Annotated in this window: 15 protein-coding genes; 5 read left to right on the forward strand and 10 right to left on the reverse strand. The window is 75.3% G+C overall.

Annotated features, from left to right (window positions below):
• Positions 1-2: 2 nt before the first annotated feature.
• Together ACH4TP_RS27770 and ACH4TP_RS27775 are read right to left on the reverse strand one after the other, a co-directional pair.
• Positions 3-272: a DUF6343 family protein gene (locus tag ACH4TP_RS27770; protein WP_398177441.1), complete on the reverse strand. Its 270-nt coding sequence runs from the start codon at positions 270-272 to the stop codon at positions 3-5.
• A gap of 84 nt (positions 273-356) precedes the next feature.
• Positions 357-692, reverse strand: coding sequence for a hypothetical protein (locus ACH4TP_RS27775; protein WP_389223732.1), 336 nt, complete (start codon positions 690-692; stop codon positions 357-359).
• Between the two features lie 173 nt (positions 693-865).
• Here ACH4TP_RS27775 and ACH4TP_RS27780 point away from each other — a divergent pair, with 173 nt between their 5' ends.
• The 3 genes from ACH4TP_RS27780 (at position 866) to ACH4TP_RS27790 (ending at position 5908) form a co-directional block, all read left to right on the forward strand.
• Positions 866-3709 carry an SNF2-related protein gene (locus tag ACH4TP_RS27780; RefSeq protein WP_398439421.1) on the forward strand — a complete coding sequence of 948 codons (2844 nt, stop codon included), beginning with the start codon at positions 866-868 and terminating at the stop codon, positions 3707-3709.
• The gene (locus ACH4TP_RS27785; RefSeq protein ID WP_398439422.1) at positions 3706-4977 is read left to right on the forward strand and encodes an SWIM zinc finger family protein; all 1272 of its coding nucleotides are present in this window, start codon (positions 3706-3708) and stop codon (positions 4975-4977) included. The genes ACH4TP_RS27780 and ACH4TP_RS27785 overlap by 4 nt, the downstream gene beginning before the upstream one ends.
• Positions 4978-5104: 127 nt before the next feature.
• Positions 5105-5908 (forward strand): chaplin, encoded by an 804-nt coding sequence (locus ACH4TP_RS27790; RefSeq protein ID WP_398439423.1) that lies wholly within the window; start codon positions 5105-5107, stop codon positions 5906-5908.
• Between the two features lie 47 nt (positions 5909-5955).
• Here ACH4TP_RS27790 and ACH4TP_RS27795 read toward each other — a convergent pair whose 3' ends face one another.
• The 3 genes from ACH4TP_RS27795 to ACH4TP_RS27805 all read right to left on the reverse strand — a co-directional run bounded on the left by ACH4TP_RS27795 (position 5956) and on the right by ACH4TP_RS27805 (position 8407).
• Positions 5956-6642, reverse strand: coding sequence for a DUF2293 domain-containing protein (locus ACH4TP_RS27795; RefSeq protein WP_398439424.1), 687 nt, complete (start codon positions 6640-6642; stop codon positions 5956-5958).
• 13 nt (positions 6643-6655) lie between these two features.
• On the reverse strand, positions 6656-7114 hold the full coding sequence (locus tag ACH4TP_RS27800; RefSeq protein ID WP_389223717.1) for a hypothetical protein: 459 nt from the start codon (positions 7112-7114) through the stop codon (positions 6656-6658).
• An 81-nt stretch (positions 7115-7195) separates the two neighbouring features.
• Positions 7196-8407, reverse strand: a complete 1212-nt coding sequence (locus ACH4TP_RS27805) for a pyridoxal phosphate-dependent aminotransferase (protein ID WP_398439426.1) — start codon at positions 8405-8407, stop codon at positions 7196-7198.
• 90 nt (positions 8408-8497) lie between these two features.
• Here ACH4TP_RS27805 and ACH4TP_RS27810 point away from each other — a divergent pair, with 90 nt between their 5' ends.
• The gene (locus tag ACH4TP_RS27810; protein ID WP_398439427.1) at positions 8498-9127 is read left to right on the forward strand and encodes a winged helix-turn-helix transcriptional regulator; all 630 of its coding nucleotides are present in this window, start codon (positions 8498-8500) and stop codon (positions 9125-9127) included.
• Between the two features lie 113 nt (positions 9128-9240).
• Here the strand turns inward: ACH4TP_RS27810 and ACH4TP_RS27815 are convergent, their stop codons facing one another.
• The 3 genes from ACH4TP_RS27815 to ACH4TP_RS27825 are packed head-to-tail and all read right to left on the reverse strand — an operon-like array spanning position 9241 to position 10837.
• Positions 9241-9588: a MerR family transcriptional regulator gene (locus ACH4TP_RS27815; RefSeq protein ID WP_398177423.1), complete on the reverse strand. Its 348-nt coding sequence runs from the start codon at positions 9586-9588 to the stop codon at positions 9241-9243.
• A 26-nt stretch (positions 9589-9614) separates the two neighbouring features.
• Complete coding sequence (locus ACH4TP_RS27820; protein WP_398439428.1) at positions 9615-10367, reverse strand: SDR family NAD(P)-dependent oxidoreductase; 753 nt, start codon at positions 10365-10367, stop codon at positions 9615-9617.
• Positions 10368-10420: 53 nt separating this feature from the next.
• Complete coding sequence (locus ACH4TP_RS27825; RefSeq protein WP_398439429.1) at positions 10421-10837, reverse strand: glyoxalase; 417 nt, start codon at positions 10835-10837, stop codon at positions 10421-10423.
• Positions 10838-10951: 114 nt separating this feature from the next.
• Between ACH4TP_RS27825 and ACH4TP_RS27830 the strand changes: the two genes are divergently transcribed.
• Positions 10952-11587 (forward strand): uridine kinase, encoded by a 636-nt coding sequence (locus tag ACH4TP_RS27830; RefSeq protein WP_398439430.1) that lies wholly within the window; start codon positions 10952-10954, stop codon positions 11585-11587.
• A gap of 210 nt (positions 11588-11797) precedes the next feature.
• Here the strand turns inward: ACH4TP_RS27830 and ACH4TP_RS27835 are convergent, their stop codons facing one another.
• Together ACH4TP_RS27835 and ACH4TP_RS27840 are read right to left on the reverse strand one after the other, a co-directional pair.
• The gene (locus ACH4TP_RS27835) at positions 11798-12706 is read right to left on the reverse strand and encodes a carbohydrate kinase family protein (protein ID WP_398439431.1); all 909 of its coding nucleotides are present in this window, start codon (positions 12704-12706) and stop codon (positions 11798-11800) included.
• A complete protein-coding gene (locus ACH4TP_RS27840; RefSeq protein WP_398177410.1) occupies positions 12703-13692 on the reverse strand; it encodes a pseudouridine-5'-phosphate glycosidase in 990 nt (329 codons plus the stop codon). Before ACH4TP_RS27840 ends, ACH4TP_RS27835 begins: the two co-directional genes overlap by 4 nt.
• Positions 13693-13742 lie beyond the last annotated feature (50 nt).

Below are 13742 nucleotides of genomic sequence, written 5' to 3' on the forward strand. Positions count from 1 at the left end.
CGTCAGCGGCGCCTGTTGCCGTGATCGGGTTCGTACGGGGGGATGCCCCGGCCCGGCTGCCAGTGCGGGCCCTGGTGGATGTGGTGCAGCACCACCGCCAGGTCGACCGTGACGACCAGGAACAGCACTCCGCAGGCCGCCGCCCAGCCGGGGCGTCCAAGCAGGGAGAACACGGTCGTGCCGAAGACCGCCCAGAGCAGCCCCCACACGCTCAGCCAGAACCGCAGGCGCAGTGCGCTGCGCGCGTTCGCCGGCTCGTTCCCGGTACGCATGACGGTCGCATCTCCCCTCGGAGCCCCGAGGTCACTTCCAGCATCTACCCCGGGTGGGGGAAAGGGAACGCCCGTCGGCAGGTCCTAGTGGACGACGCTGTAGCTGCGCCAGGGCAGGGTGTCCGGGGCGATCCTGTTCCCGGTTTTGGTGGCCACGTAGATCGAGTTCCCGCCCGTACAGTCGCGGGTCCGGTACATCACGATGTCGGTCAGGGAGTTGTTCTCGACCTTGGTGACGCCCGAGGGCGCCAGGCGGTGGCAGCCCTTCACGGAGGGGCTGGTCACGGTCACCAGGAGGTCGCGCTGCGTCTCGTACGTGATCGTGCCCACGGCGCTGCGGCCGAGGCCCGAGCAGCCGGCGACGGCGAGGGTGAGGAGCACGGCCCCGGTGGCGGTCGTGAGACGCCGGCGAACGGACATGGCGGAATCCTCTTCTGTCGTGTCGTCTCAGGCCACCATGCGCGCCCGCGGGGACCGCTGTCATCCGCTGTTGGGCCGCTCGGGGGAACCGCCCGGCGTCCGTTGTCAGACCCCACCCGTAAGGTCGGAGGTCCGGTCGGGATGCCGACACAGAGGGGGAGGAGAGCGGAGCCGTGGCACACACCTGGACGACCTGCGCCGCCGTCTTCCTGCCGGCCGCCCTTCCCCGGGACGGCCGGGTCGCCTTCTGGGCCCCCGACGGCGGTGAGCTGCCGGAGGCGAGCGGGGCGGAGCGGGCCGAGCTGACCGTGGCCCGGCGGCACGGCAGCGGGGCCCGGGGGCGGTCCGTGCCCGCCGTGGTCCTGCCCGTCGAGACCGCCCTGCCGCATCTCGTCGCCGCCCGCCACCACCCGGCCGCCCACCCCGCCACCGCCGGCTGGGGCGCCGCCGCCCTGCACGCCCTGCACCTGGCCGCGCGCGGGCGGCTGCTGCCCGGGCTGACCGCCGACGACCTGGACGCCTGGCGGGCCGGCCCCCTGGACGCCGAGGACATCGCCCATCTGCGGGCCGTCGCCGCCGCCCTGCCGTACGAGGGGTACGCCGTGCCGGTGCCGGGGCGCGGTCCGCTGCGGCTGCCCGAGCCCGAGGCCCTCGTGCGGGCGTTCCTCGACGCGGTCGCCGACCTGCTGCCCCGCACCCCGGCCGCCGCCCACGCGGTCGGCGCGCCGTTCGCGGCGCGCGCCCCGCAGCACCTGCCCCGCGCGCATGCCTGGGCCGCCGAGGCGGCGGCCGGAATGGACGCGGGGGTGCGGGTCTCGCTCCGCCTCGACCTGTCGCCGTACGAACTCTTCGACACCACGGCCGGCGCGGGCACGGGCGAGGACGGCGGGGACCGTCACGCCGCCGCCGCGCTCCTCCAGATCCACAGCCTCGCCGACCCGACCCTCGTCATCGACGCCACGGACCTGTGGGCGGGCGAGGGCGACCACTTCGGGCCCCGCGCCCGGATCGACGCGGTCCTCGCCCTGCGCCGGGCGGCCCGCGTCTGGCCTCCGCTCGCCCGGCTCCTGGAGCGGGACGTGCCCGACGTCCTCGCCGTCACCGAGGACGAGCTGTACGAACTGCTCGGCCCGGCCGCCGCCCGGCTCGCCGACGCGGGGATCGCCCTCCACTGGCCGCGCGAACTCGCCCGCTCGCTCAGCGCCTCCGCCGTCGTCCGCCCCGCCCGCACCGCGCCCGGCTCCGCCACCGACGGCACCTCCTTCTTCGACAGCGAGGAGCTGCTGCGGTTCGACTGGCAGCTGGCCCTCGACGGCGATCCGCTCACCGAGCGCGAGATGGACCTCCTCGCCGAGGCCCACCGGCCGATCGTCCGCCTCCGCGACCAGTGGGTCGTCGTCGACCCCGCCCTCGTCCGCAAGGCGCGCAAGCGCGAACTCGGCCTGCTCGAACCGGTCGACGCCCTCGCCGCCGCGCTCACCGGCACCGCCGAGGTGGACGGCGAGTCCGTCCCCGCCGTCCCCGTCGGGGCACTCGCCGCCCTCCGCGACCGACTCCTGGCCGGCCCCGAGGACGTGCAGGCCCCGCCCGGACTCACCGCCACCCTGCGCGACTACCAGCTGCGCGGCCTCGCCTGGCTGGACCTGATGACCTCGCTCGGCCTCGGCGGCTGCCTCGCCGACGACATGGGCCTCGGCAAGACCGTCACCCTCATCGCCCTCCACCTGCGCCGAGCCCGCCGCGCCCCCACCCTCGTCGTCTGCCCGGCCTCCCTCCTCGGCAACTGGCAGCGGGAGGTGGAGAAGTTCGCTCCCGACGTGCCCGTACGGCGCTTCCACGGCGTCGACCGGGACCTCGGCGGCACCGAGGGCGGCTTCGTCCTCACCACCTACGGCACCCTCCGCACCAGCGCCGCCCGGCTGGCCGCGCGGGAGTGGGGGATGGTCGTCGCCGACGAGGCGCAGCACGTCAAGAACCCGTTCTCGGCGACCGCCAAGGCGCTGCGCGAGATCCCCGCACCCGCCAGGGTCGCCCTCACCGGCACCCCCGTGGAGAACAACCTCTCCGAACTCTGGGCGCTCCTCGACTGGACCACCCCCGGCCTCCTCGGCCCGCTCAAGGCCTTCCGCTCCCGTCACGCCCGGGCCGTGGAGAACAACGAGGAGATCGAGCACGCGGAGGCCGTCGAGCGGCTCGCCCGGCTCGTACGGCCCTTCCTGCTGCGCCGCCGCAAGTCCGACCCCGGCATCGTCCCCGAACTGCCGCCGAAGACGGAGTCCGACCATCCCGTCGCCCTCACCCGGGAGCAGGCCTCGCTCTACGAGGCGGTCGTCCGCGAGACCATGGCCCGCATCGAGGAGGCCGAGGGCATCGCCCGCCGGGGCCTCGTCATGAGCCTGCTGACCTCCCTCAAGCAGATCTGCAACCACCCCGCGCAGTACCTCAAGGAGCAGGCCCCGCGCGGCCCCGGCAGCGGGCGGCTCGCCGGCCGCTCCGGAAAGCTCGCCCTGCTCGACGAGCTCCTCGACACGATCCTCGCCGAGGACGGGTCCGTGCTCGTCTTCACCCAGTACGTGTCGATGGCGCGGCTCCTCGCCGACCACCTGGCCGCGCGCGGCATCCCGGCCCAACTCCTGCACGGCGGCACCCCGGTGCCCGAGCGGGAGCGGATGGTCGACCGCTTCCAGGCCGGCGAGGTCCCCGTCTTCCTGCTCTCCCTGAAGGCCGCCGGCACCGGCCTCAACCTCACCCGGGCCGGCCATGTCGTGCACTACGACCGCTGGTGGAACCCGGCCGTCGAGGAGCAGGCCACCGACCGGGCCTACCGCATCGGGCAGACCCAGCCGGTGCAGGTCCACCGGCTCGTCGCCGAGGGGACCGTCGAGGACCGCATCGCCGAGCTGCTCCGCGCCAAACGGGCCCTGGCCGACGCCGTCCTCGGCTCCGGCGAGGCCGCCTTCACCGAACTCACCGACCGGGAGCTCGCCGACCTGGTGTCCCTGAGGAGGCCCTCGTGAACCACGCCCGGGGCGCGCGGGGCGCCGCCCTCCGCCACGACGACCGCCGCCGCAGCTTCCCGCAGCTCGCGCCGCGCTCGGCCCCCGACGGACGGTTCGCCGCCACCTGGTGGGGGAACGCCTGGGTCGCGGCCCTGGAGGCCGCCGCCCTCGATCCGGCCCGGCTCGCGCGCGGCAAGGCGTACGCGGGGCGCGGCCACGTCGACGCGATCACGGTCACCCCCGGCCGGGTCGTCGCCTACGTGCACGGCACCCGGCCCCGCCCGTACCGCACCGAGATCAGGATGCGGACCCTCGGCGACGACGGCTGGGAGAGGTTCCTCGACGAGGCCGCCGCCCGCCCCGACCACATCGCCGCGCTCCTCGACAAGGACGTGCCGCACGCCCTGGAGGCGGTCACCGGGCTGCTGCCCGCGCCGGGCGACCTCGTCCCCGACTGCTCCTGCCCGGACGACGGCTACCCCTGCAAGCACGCCGCCGCCCTCTGCTACCAGGCTGCCCGGCTCCTCGACGAGGACCCGTTCGTCCTCTTCCTGATGCGCGGCCGCGGCGAGCAGGAGCTCCTCGCCGAACTCACCCGGCGCAACGCCGCCCGGGGCGCCGCCGAGACGGGTGCCGCCGCCCCGCAGATGCCCACGGTCCCCGCCCGCGTCGCGCTCGACGCGGCCACCGGGGCAGGGCTCCCGCCGCTGCCCCCCGAGCTGCCGGTCCCGGACCGGCCCGGCCGGCCGGCCGTCTTCCCGCCGGACCCGCACGCCCCCGATCCGCTCGCCCTCGACCTCCTCGCCACCGAGGCCGCCGCCCGCGCCCACGCCTTCCTCGCCACCGGCCACGACCCGGTCGCCGCCCTCACCCCCTGGCAGGACGCGGTCCGGCTGGCCGCCGCGCAGCCCGGTTCCGGACTCACCGCCTCCTCCCGGGCGCTCTACCGCGACCTGGCGGGCGCCCTCGACCGCACCCCCACGGACCTCGCCCGTGCCGTCGCCGCATGGCGCCAGGGCGGCGCGGCGGGCCTCTCCGTCCTCGAAGAGCCCTGGGACCCGCCGGCCGGGCCGTTCGACCGGGCCAGACCCGCGCTGCTCGCCGCCGACTTCCCGATGTTCCGCCCCTGGCGCAACCGGCTCTCCGGGGAGTCCCTCCAGCTCAGGCTCGGCCGGGACGGCCTCTGGTACGGGTACGAATCGGACACCGGCCGTGAGGACTGGTGGCCGCGCGGCGCCCCCGACCCGGACCCGGTCGGCGCCCTCACCGAGCTCCTGGGGCGATGACCGGACATCCGCACGAGTCCCACTCGATGGGGTGAAACCCGTCAACGGCCGGATCCGGCACGCACGTTTGTCGCGTTGATTCCGGTACGGGCACTTGCCCGTGCACACCTCCGGAAGGCAGGAAGCCATGAGGCAGATTCGCCGAAGTGGTCTGGCCACACTGTTGGTCACGGGTGGAGCGCTCGCCCTCTCGGCGGGCGCCGCGCACGCAGACGCCGGCGCCCAGGGCGCCGCGGTCGGTTCGCCGGGAGTCGGCTCCGGCAACACGCTTCAACTGCCGGTGCACGTGCCGGTCAACGTCTGCGGCAACACGGTCAGCGTCGTCGGACTGCTCAACCCGGCCGCGGGCAACAGCTGTGCCAACCGCTCCGCCGAGCGCGAGACCGGGGGCTACGGGGACGAGAGCGGCGTCGGCCGCGCCCACAAGGACCAGCCCGGCACCCCGCGCGGCGGGGAGCAGGCCGGCGGCTCCCAGGCGGGTGGCTCCCACGGGGGCGGCACCTCCAACGGCGGCGGGTCCACCGCCGAGAGCCACGCCCAGGGATCCCCCGGCGTGCTCTCCGGGAACGGCCTCCAGCTGCCCGTCGACCTCCCCGTGAACATCAGCGGGAACTCGGTCAACGTCGTCGGACTGCTCAACCCGGCCCTCGGCAACACCGCCGTGAACGGCCCGGCCAAGCCCGAGCAGCCGATCGAGACGCCGACCCCGCGCCCGCAGACCCCCGTGCGGAACGTGCCGGTGCCGCAGGCCGAGACCGTGACCCCCGCCGTCCCGGCCCCCGCCCCGGCCCCGCAGGGCGAGACGAGCAAGGCCTCGCTGGCCTCCACGGGTTCGGACGCCATGGGCTACGCCGGCTCCGCGAGCGCCGCGCTGCTCCTCGGCGGCGCCCTGCTGTACCGCCGTGGTCGCCGCACCGGCGACCAGGTCTGAGGGTCCGCCCCTCGCGGCCCGGCCGACGCGGGCTGACGCCCGAGCCGTCAGCCGTGTTCCCGGCCGCCCGCGGCCCCGCTTTCTCGCCAGGTCCGGAGCACCGCCTCGACGGCGGGCGCGATCCTCGTCCGGGCCTGGTGTCGGGGAACCCCCTGCATCAGCAAGGAGTCGTACGGCGTGTCGACATGCCGTACGGAGGCTCGTACCGCGGCGGTGACCGCGCCGCGGTCGAGCGAGCGGCCCGCGGCCGTGCGCCCCACCCGTCCGCTGCCCTTCGCCGAGGCGTGGACGGCGATCTCCGTGGCCCGGTCCGCCGGGATGGCGGGGAAGAGCCGGAGGATCTCCGCCCGGAGGACCTCGGTGATCTCGACGTCGAGGGCCGCGCGCCGCACCGCGTCCCGGGCCCGCCGCGCGGCCCGCGCCTCGGCGTCCGCCAGGCAGGCCCGTTCCGCCGCGGCGAGGGCGGCCTCCTCGACGAGCAGGCCCTGCCGCTCGTACCGGGTGCGGCGCCGGTTGTGCCGTACGACCACGGCCCACAGCGTGCTGGCCTCGCGGGCGCGGCGGGTGAGCGCCGTGTCGCCCCGGCGCAGGAAGACCAGATGGCCGAGATCGGCGCAGTCCAGGCAGACCGGCGCGTTGAACTCGACGATCATCCGCTCCAGCGGCCCCCGGTGGCATTCCGAGCAGCGGCGGCGCTTGAGCGGTTCGACGACGACGGGCGCGACGAGGTCCACGGCGGCTCCCCGGTCAGCGGACGCCGGGCGCGGCGGCGGCGATGAACACGGCGAGCGCCTCCTTGGCCTGCTCGGAGCGGCGGGCGCGGTCCGCCTCGTCGACCGCCTCGTGCATGCAGTGGGAGTCCACGAAGGCCGCCTCGGCGAGCCGTCGTACCTCCGGGTCGTCGCACACCAGCTGGACGCGGAAGAGGGCCTGCCGGGCGGCGGTGCGCTGCCGGTAGGAGGCGTGCCGGGACTCCTCCGCCTCCTCCGAGCCTGGCTGCTGGCGCGCCCGGAACCAGCGGTCGTTCTGGCTGTGCCGGTAGTCGACGACGGCGCCGGCGAAGGCGCTGTAGGTCGAGATCCGTTCCTGCCGGAGCTGTTCGGTGCGGGCGAGCGCGGCCGTGCGCTCGGTGGCCCGCCCCTGGAACCAGTGGGTGAAGACGACGCCCAACAGGGTTCCCGCCACGGCTATCAGCGCCGCATCCATGACCGGTCCCGCCCTCCCGTTTCCCCTCGGCCGTCAGAGGCCCTCGGACCCGTAGATCATGACAGCAGAGGGGCCTGGACGTCACTGCCGGTAGCCGCTCAGGAAGCGCCCGATGCGGCTGATGGCGGCGTCGAGGTCGTCGGCGTACGGCAGGGTCAGGATGCGGAAGTGGTCCGGGCGCGGCCAGTTGAAGCCGGTGCCCTGTACGACCTGGATCTTCTCCCGCAGGAGCAGGTCGAGGACGAACTTCTCGTCGTCGTGGATCCTGTGCACGGCGGGGTCGAGGCGCGGGAAGGCGTACAGGGCGCCCTTCGGCTTCACGCAGGAGACGCCCGGGATCTCGTTGAGCTTCTCCCAGGCCCGGTCGCGCTGTTCGCGCAGCCTGCCGCCCGGCGCGGTCAGTTCGTGGATCGACTGCCGGCCGCCGAGCGCGGCCTGGATGGCGTACTGGGCGGGAGCGTTGGGGCAGAGTCGCATGGAGGCCAGCATGGTGAGGCCCTCCAGGTAGTTCTTCGCGTGCTGCTTGGGGCCGGTGACGACCAGCCAGCCGGAGCGGAAGCCCGCGACCCGGTAGGTCTTGGAGAGCCCGCCGAAGGTGAGGACGACCAGGTCGGGGGCGAGGGAGGCGGCCGGGTGGTGGACGACCTCGTCGTAGACGATCTGGTCGTAGATCTCGTCGGCGAAGACCATCAGGCCGTGGCGGCGGGCGAGTTCGAAGATGCCCTCCAGGACCTCCTTCGGGTAGACGGCGCCCGTGGGGTTGTTCGGGTTGATGACGACGATGGCCTTGGTGCGGTCGGTGATCCTCGACGCCATGTCGTCGAGGTCCGGGTACCAGTCGGCGGCCTCGTCGCACAGGTAGTGCACCGGCCTGCCGCCCGCCAGTGTGACCACCGCGGTCCACAGCGGGTAGTCCGGGGCGGGGACGAGGACCTCGTCGCCGTCCTCCAGGAGGGCCTGGACGGCCATCGAGATCAGCTCGGACACGCCGTTCCCGAGGAAGACGTCGTCGACGTCCACGTCCGGCACGCCCATGGACTGGTAGCGCTGGGCGACCGCGCGCCGGGCGGAGAGGATGCCGCGCGAGTCGGTGTAGCCGTGGGCCTTGGGGAGCATCCGGATCATGTCCTGGACGATCTCCTCGGGCGCCTCGAAGCCGAAGAGCGCCGGATTGCCGGTGTTGAGGCGCAGGACGCTGTGGCCCGCCTCCTCCAGCGCGTTGGCGTGCTCGATGACCGGGCCGCGGATCTCGTAGCAGACCTCGTTCAGCTTGCTCGACTGCCGGAACTCCATGCCCGACCTCCCAGGTCCCCGGAATCAGTGTTGCTTGGTTTTACCAAGTTCGAGCTTGGAAAGTCCAACAACATGTCTAGACTGCGTCGCATGCCACGTCAGCCACGCCGCCGCAGCTACGACCAGCACTGCGCCGCCGCGCGCGCCCTCGACCTCGTCGGCGACCGCTGGACCCTGCTCGTCGTCCGCGAACTCCTCGCCGGGCCGCGCCGCTACACCGACCTCCACGCCGACCTCCCCGGCGTCAGCACCGACATGCTCGCCGGGCGCCTCAAGGACATGGAGGGCGCCGAGCTCGTCACCCGGCGCCGACTGCCCCCGCCCGCCTCGGCGTACGTGTACGAACTCACCCCGCGCGGCCGCGACCTGCTGCCCGTCCTGCGCACCCTCGCCGCCTGGGGCGCGCCCGACCTCGGAGAGCCGCGGCCCACCGACGCCGTCCGCGCCCACTGGTACGCGATCCCGCTCCTCGGGGTGCTGGCGGAGCTCGGCGCGGGGGTCTTCCAAGTGACCCTCGACGAGGGCGAGTTCCACGTACGAATCGGGGCGGACGGGGCCGTTGCCTACGGGGACGGAGGGGTGGACGCCCCCGACGCCCGGCTGCGGACCGACACGGCGACCTGCCGGGCCCTCGCCGCGGGGGAGCTGACGCTGGGCGAGGCGGTCGAGTCGGGCCGCGCGCTGCTGGAACGGCCCGCGCCGGCCGTCGTGCCGGCCTGAGTTCGTCGGCCTGAGTTCGTCGGCCTGAGTTCGTCGGCCTGGGTTCGTCGGCCTGGGTTCGTCGGCCCGGGTCCGTCGGCCCGGGGTCAGGGCCGCGCGGTGCGGGTCGGGCCTCAGGACTGCGCGGCCAGGGCCTTCGCCAGGCGGTCACGGGCCGCCGTCTGCGCCGCGATGCGCGCGTCGATCACGGCGAGGCGCTCGCGGGCGATCTCCAGGGCGCGGGCGGACGGCGGGGCCGCGGAGACGTCCCCGTCCAGGCAGGTCCGGAACGCGGCCACGTCGTCCAGGGTGAACCCCGCGTCCAGCAGGTACCGGATGTTCGACACCCGCGTGACGGCGATCTCCTCGTACGTCCGGTACCCGTTGGCCGCGCGGACCGACGTGATCAGCCCCGCCTGCTCGTAGTGCCGCAGGGCGCGGGCCGACACCCCGGTCCGCCGGGCCAGTTCACCGATGCGCAAGGACGCCACCTCCTCGCGCAGTCGTATCACGCGACCAGCGCGCCCCCGTCGACGGGCAGGACCGTGCCGGTCAGGAAGGCGGCGTCCGGAGCGGCGAGCGAGGTGATCGCCCAGGCGACCTCCTCCGGCCTGCCGACCCGGCCCAGGGGGGTGTGCGCGAGCTGCCACGCCCGTACGGCCTCGCGCTGCTCGGGGGAGAGGCCCATGTGGTCCGCGATCGGGGTCTCGATCGCGCCGGGCGCGACCGCCACGACCCGGACGCCGGCCGGCGCGAGCTCCACGGCCCAGCAGCGGGTCAGGGTCTCCAGGGCGCTCTTGGTCGCCGGATAGAAGGAGTTGGCGGGCCAGCCGCGCTGACCGATCGTCGTCGTCACGTTCACCACGACGCCCCGGGACTCCCGGAGCGCGGGGACGGCCGCCTGGGTGAGCAGGACCGGGGCGACGAGGTTCGTCTCCAGGAGCGGGGCGATCACGGAACGGTCGAGGGTGCCGAGCGGGCCGCCAGCGGCGATCCCGGCGTTGTTGACGAGGACGTCGAGCCGGCCGTGGTCCGCGAGGGTGGTGCGGACGATCTCCTCGGCCGCGCCCTCCGCCGTGACGTCGGCGGCGAACGGACGGATGCCCGGGTGCCCCTCGGCGGTCTCCCGCAGCGGCTCCGCCCTGCGGCCGACGGCGACGACCGTCGCCCCCTGCCCGGCGAAGGAGCGCGCGGTGGCCCGGCCGATGCCGGTGCCCGCGCCGGTGACGACGACGACCCTGGTGGGTGTGGTGGTGTCCATGGACCGAGGGTCGGACCCTGACGCCAGTGACAAGGTCAAGCCGGGAGGGGGGGTCAGCTCTTCGGGCAGAGGAATTCGAGCCGGTTCCCGTGGCAGTCGGCGGTGTAGAAGCGCCGGTGGCCCGGGAAGTCGTCGTCCCAGGTCACCTCGGTCCCCCGACCGGTCAGCCGCTCCGCCAGGCCGTCGATGTCGGCGACCAGGATGCCCGGGTGGCCCTTGCGGGACGGCCGGAAGTCCTCCTCGACGCCCAGGTGGATCTCCAGCGCGTCCGAGCGCACCCACAGGCCGCCGCGGGCCGCGAGCACCGGGGGCTTCTGGATCTCGGTCATGCCGAGGACGTCCACGTAGAAGCCGCGGCACACCTCCTCCTCGCCCGGCGGCAGGGCGAGCTGCACGTGGTGCAGTCCGAGTCCGAAGGGCGTCGTGGCCCCGGTGGTCTCGTAGGGCAGGGCTTCCTGACGCGGGCTCATGGGGTACGAGTCCTCTCCTCCGTGGGCTCCGCGCGGTGGCGCGGCAAGATCACCGTAATGCCGGGGCGTCGACCGGTACACGTCAGGGGCCGGGCGGCAGGCAGGATGGGCCACATGCGATACGAGGCGATCACCTGGGACCGGCTGGCGGAGACGCTCGCCGGACACCTCGACGCGTCCCCCGCCGGGGCGGGCGACGCATGGCTCAAGGTGGGCATCGACGGGCCGCCCGCCGCGCCCGGGGGCGAGCTCGCCGGGCTCCTCGCCGAGGCGCTGCGCACGCGCGGGCGGGCGGTCCACGTCGTGAGCACCGGTGACTTCCTGCGGCCCGCCTCCCTCCGGTACGAGTACGGGAAGCAGGACCCCGACGCGTACTACAGCGGCTGGACCGACACCGGGGCCCTGTGGCGGGAGGTCTTCGGACCGCTGGACCCCGGCGGCACCGGGCGCGTGCTGCCCGACCTGTGGGACCCGGTCACGGACCGCGCGACCCGCAGCCCCTACGTCACGCTGCCGCCGCGCGGGGTGCTCGTGCTGTACGGGCCCTTCCTGCTCGGCCACTGGTTCCCCTTCGACCTCACCGTGCACCTGCGCCTCTCGCCCGCCGCCCTCGCCCGGCGCACGCAGGAGCCCTGGACCCTGCCCGCCTTCGCCCGGTACGAGACGGAGGTCGACCCCACCGGGACGGCGGACGCCGTCGTCCGCGCCGACGACCCGCGCCATCCGGCCTGGACGGGGCTGCGGGCGTGACACCCGCGCCATCCGACCCGGACGGGGCTGCGGGCGTGACACCCGCGCCATCCGACCCGGACGGGGCTGCGGGCGTGACACCCGCGCCACCCGACCCGGACGGGGCTGCGGGCGTGACACCCGCGCCACCCCGCCCGGACGGGGCTGCGGGCGTGACACCCGCGCCACCCCGCCCGGACGGGGCTGCGGGCGCAGGGGGTTTCCCGCCGGTCAGGCCGGGCCGTCCGGAGGTCTGCCGCCCACGGTGGTGACCGCCGCCGCGCCCGCGCGGCAGCCCGCCTCGGCGGCCCGCGCCGGGGCCTCGCCCGCGAGCAGCGCGGCCAGGAACGCCCCGGTGAAGGCGTCGCCCGCGCCCGTCGAGTCCACCGGCCGCGCCGGGGGCGCCGTCACCCGGGCGGTGACCGCGCCGCCCTCGGCGACCAGCGCGCCCGCGGCCCCGAGCGTGACCACGACCAGCGGGAAGCGCCGGCTCAACTCCGCGGCCGCCGCCTCCGGTTCGTCGCTGCCGGTGAGCGACCGGGCCTCGTCGGCGTTGGGCAGCAGCGTCTCCGCGCCCTCCGCCGCCACGAGGAAGCGGTCCGCCCCCAGCTCCGCCAGGAACCCCGCCGAGGCCGGGTCCACGCTCACCGGGATGCCCGCCTCCCGCGCGTCCCACAGCGCCCGGCGGGCCGTCTCGCGGCTCGGCGCGGCGAAGAACAGGTACCCCGAGAGGTGCAGCCGGGCCACGCCGTCCAGCAGCCCGGGCGACCAGTCGGCGGGGGAGAGGCGCAGCGCGGCGCCGCTGTCCGTCAGGAAGGTGCGCTCCGCCGAGCCGTCCACGAGCGCGATCACGGTGGCCGTCGCCGCGTCCGGGTCCTGGACGAGCAGCGGTCGCACGCCCGCCCCGCGCAGCGCCCGCTCGTGCCAGCCGGCCGCGTCCGTCCCCACCCGGCCGAGCAGCCGCACCTCGGCGAGGCCGGAACGCGCCGCCCAGCACGCCGCGTTGGCCCCGGCGCCGCCCGGGAGGGTCCGGATCTCCGCCGCCGTGTCCGTGGCCGGGGCGAGCGGGGTCCGGTGCCGGGCGACGACGTCCGTGACCACGTCCCCGACGACGAGCAGCGCGCCCCCGGCCCGGGTCACCGGCCGCCGGCGCCGGGCGCCGACGCCCCGTGCGTCCCGGCGCCGGGTATGCCCGGAGTCGCCGCACCGCCGGGCCCCGTGCCCGACGCGTACGCTCCCGCGATGCTCGCCGCGAGCCGCACATTGCCCCGTACCGCCGCGAGGTTGGCCTCCAGGGACGCCCCTTCCGTGTGCACCATCAGGTATTCGAGGAGGAACGGCGTCACCGCCTGCCCGGTGATCCCCTTCTCCTTCGCCGCCGCGAGGCCCCGCGCGAGCACCCGGTCGTGCAGCGCGGGATCGAGCTGCTCGGTCACCGGCACCGGGTTGGCCACGACGAGCGCGGCCCGGGGGCCGCCGAGACCGTCCTGCGCCCGTATCACCCCCGCCACCTCCTCGGGGGTCCGCAGGGTCCAGTCGACGGGCTCGCCCGAGGAGGAGAGGTAGAAGCCGGGGAAGTGCTCCGTGCCGTAGCCGACGACCGTCACCCCGAGGGTCTCCAGTCGCTGGAGCGTCGCGGGCACGTCCAGGATCGACTTGACCCCGGCGCACACCACGGTGATCCCGACCCGGGCGAGCAGCCGCAGGTCGGCGGACTCGTCCTGCGTCTCGCTCCACTCGCGGTGCACGCCGCCGAGCCCGCCCGTCGCGAACACCCGTATGCCGGCCGCGTCCGCGAGCCAGGCCGTCGCCGAGACCGTCGTCGCCCCGGTGGCCCCGGTCGCCAGGGCGGGGGCGAGGTCGCGGTGGCCCAGCTTCCGCACCGACGGGTCCTCGGCGATCCGGGTCAGGGCCTTCTGGTCGAGGCCGATCCTGGCCGTGCCGTCGACGACCGCGATCGTGGCGGGGACGGCGCCCCCGGCCCGTACCGACTCCTCCAGCTCCGCCGCCACGGCGAGGTTGCGCGGGCGCGGCAGGCCGTGGGCGATGAGCGTCGATTCCAGCGCGACGACGGGCCGGCCCTCGTGGAGCGCCTCCCGTACCTCTTCGGACACCTGTGTGGACATGTCCCATTCCTTGGCGCGCTCACCGGCCCCGCAAACCTCGTTGGCGACCT

This window comes from Streptomyces sp. NPDC021012 (assembly GCF_044333355.1).
Classification (GTDB): Bacteria; Actinomycetota; Actinomycetes; order Streptomycetales; family Streptomycetaceae; genus Streptomyces.

Coding starts and splice junctions, on each gene's coding strand:
- ACH4TP_RS27840 (WP_398177410.1), bottom strand. CDS start 13,692: ATGTCCACACAGGTGTCCGAAGAGGTACGGGAGGCGCTCCACGAGGGC.
- ACH4TP_RS27810 (WP_398439427.1), top strand. CDS start 8,498: ATGCCACGTCAGCCACGCCGCCGCAGCTACGACCAGCACTGCGCCGCC.
- ACH4TP_RS27800 (WP_389223717.1), bottom strand. CDS start 7,114: ATGGATGCGGCGCTGATAGCCGTGGCGGGAACCCTGTTGGGCGTCGTC.
- ACH4TP_RS27820 (WP_398439428.1), bottom strand. CDS start 10,367: ATGGACACCACCACACCCACCAGGGTCGTCGTCGTCACCGGCGCGGGC.
- ACH4TP_RS27770 (WP_398177441.1), bottom strand. CDS start 272: ATGCGTACCGGGAACGAGCCGGCGAACGCGCGCAGCGCACTGCGCCTG.
- ACH4TP_RS27790 (WP_398439423.1), top strand. CDS start 5,105: ATGAGGCAGATTCGCCGAAGTGGTCTGGCCACACTGTTGGTCACGGGT.
- ACH4TP_RS27830 (WP_398439430.1), top strand. CDS start 10,952: ATGCGATACGAGGCGATCACCTGGGACCGGCTGGCGGAGACGCTCGCC.
- ACH4TP_RS27825 (WP_398439429.1), bottom strand. CDS start 10,837: ATGAGCCCGCGTCAGGAAGCCCTGCCCTACGAGACCACCGGGGCCACG.
- ACH4TP_RS27775 (WP_389223732.1), bottom strand. CDS start 692: ATGTCCGTTCGCCGGCGTCTCACGACCGCCACCGGGGCCGTGCTCCTC.
- ACH4TP_RS27805 (WP_398439426.1), bottom strand. CDS start 8,407: ATGGAGTTCCGGCAGTCGAGCAAGCTGAACGAGGTCTGCTACGAGATC.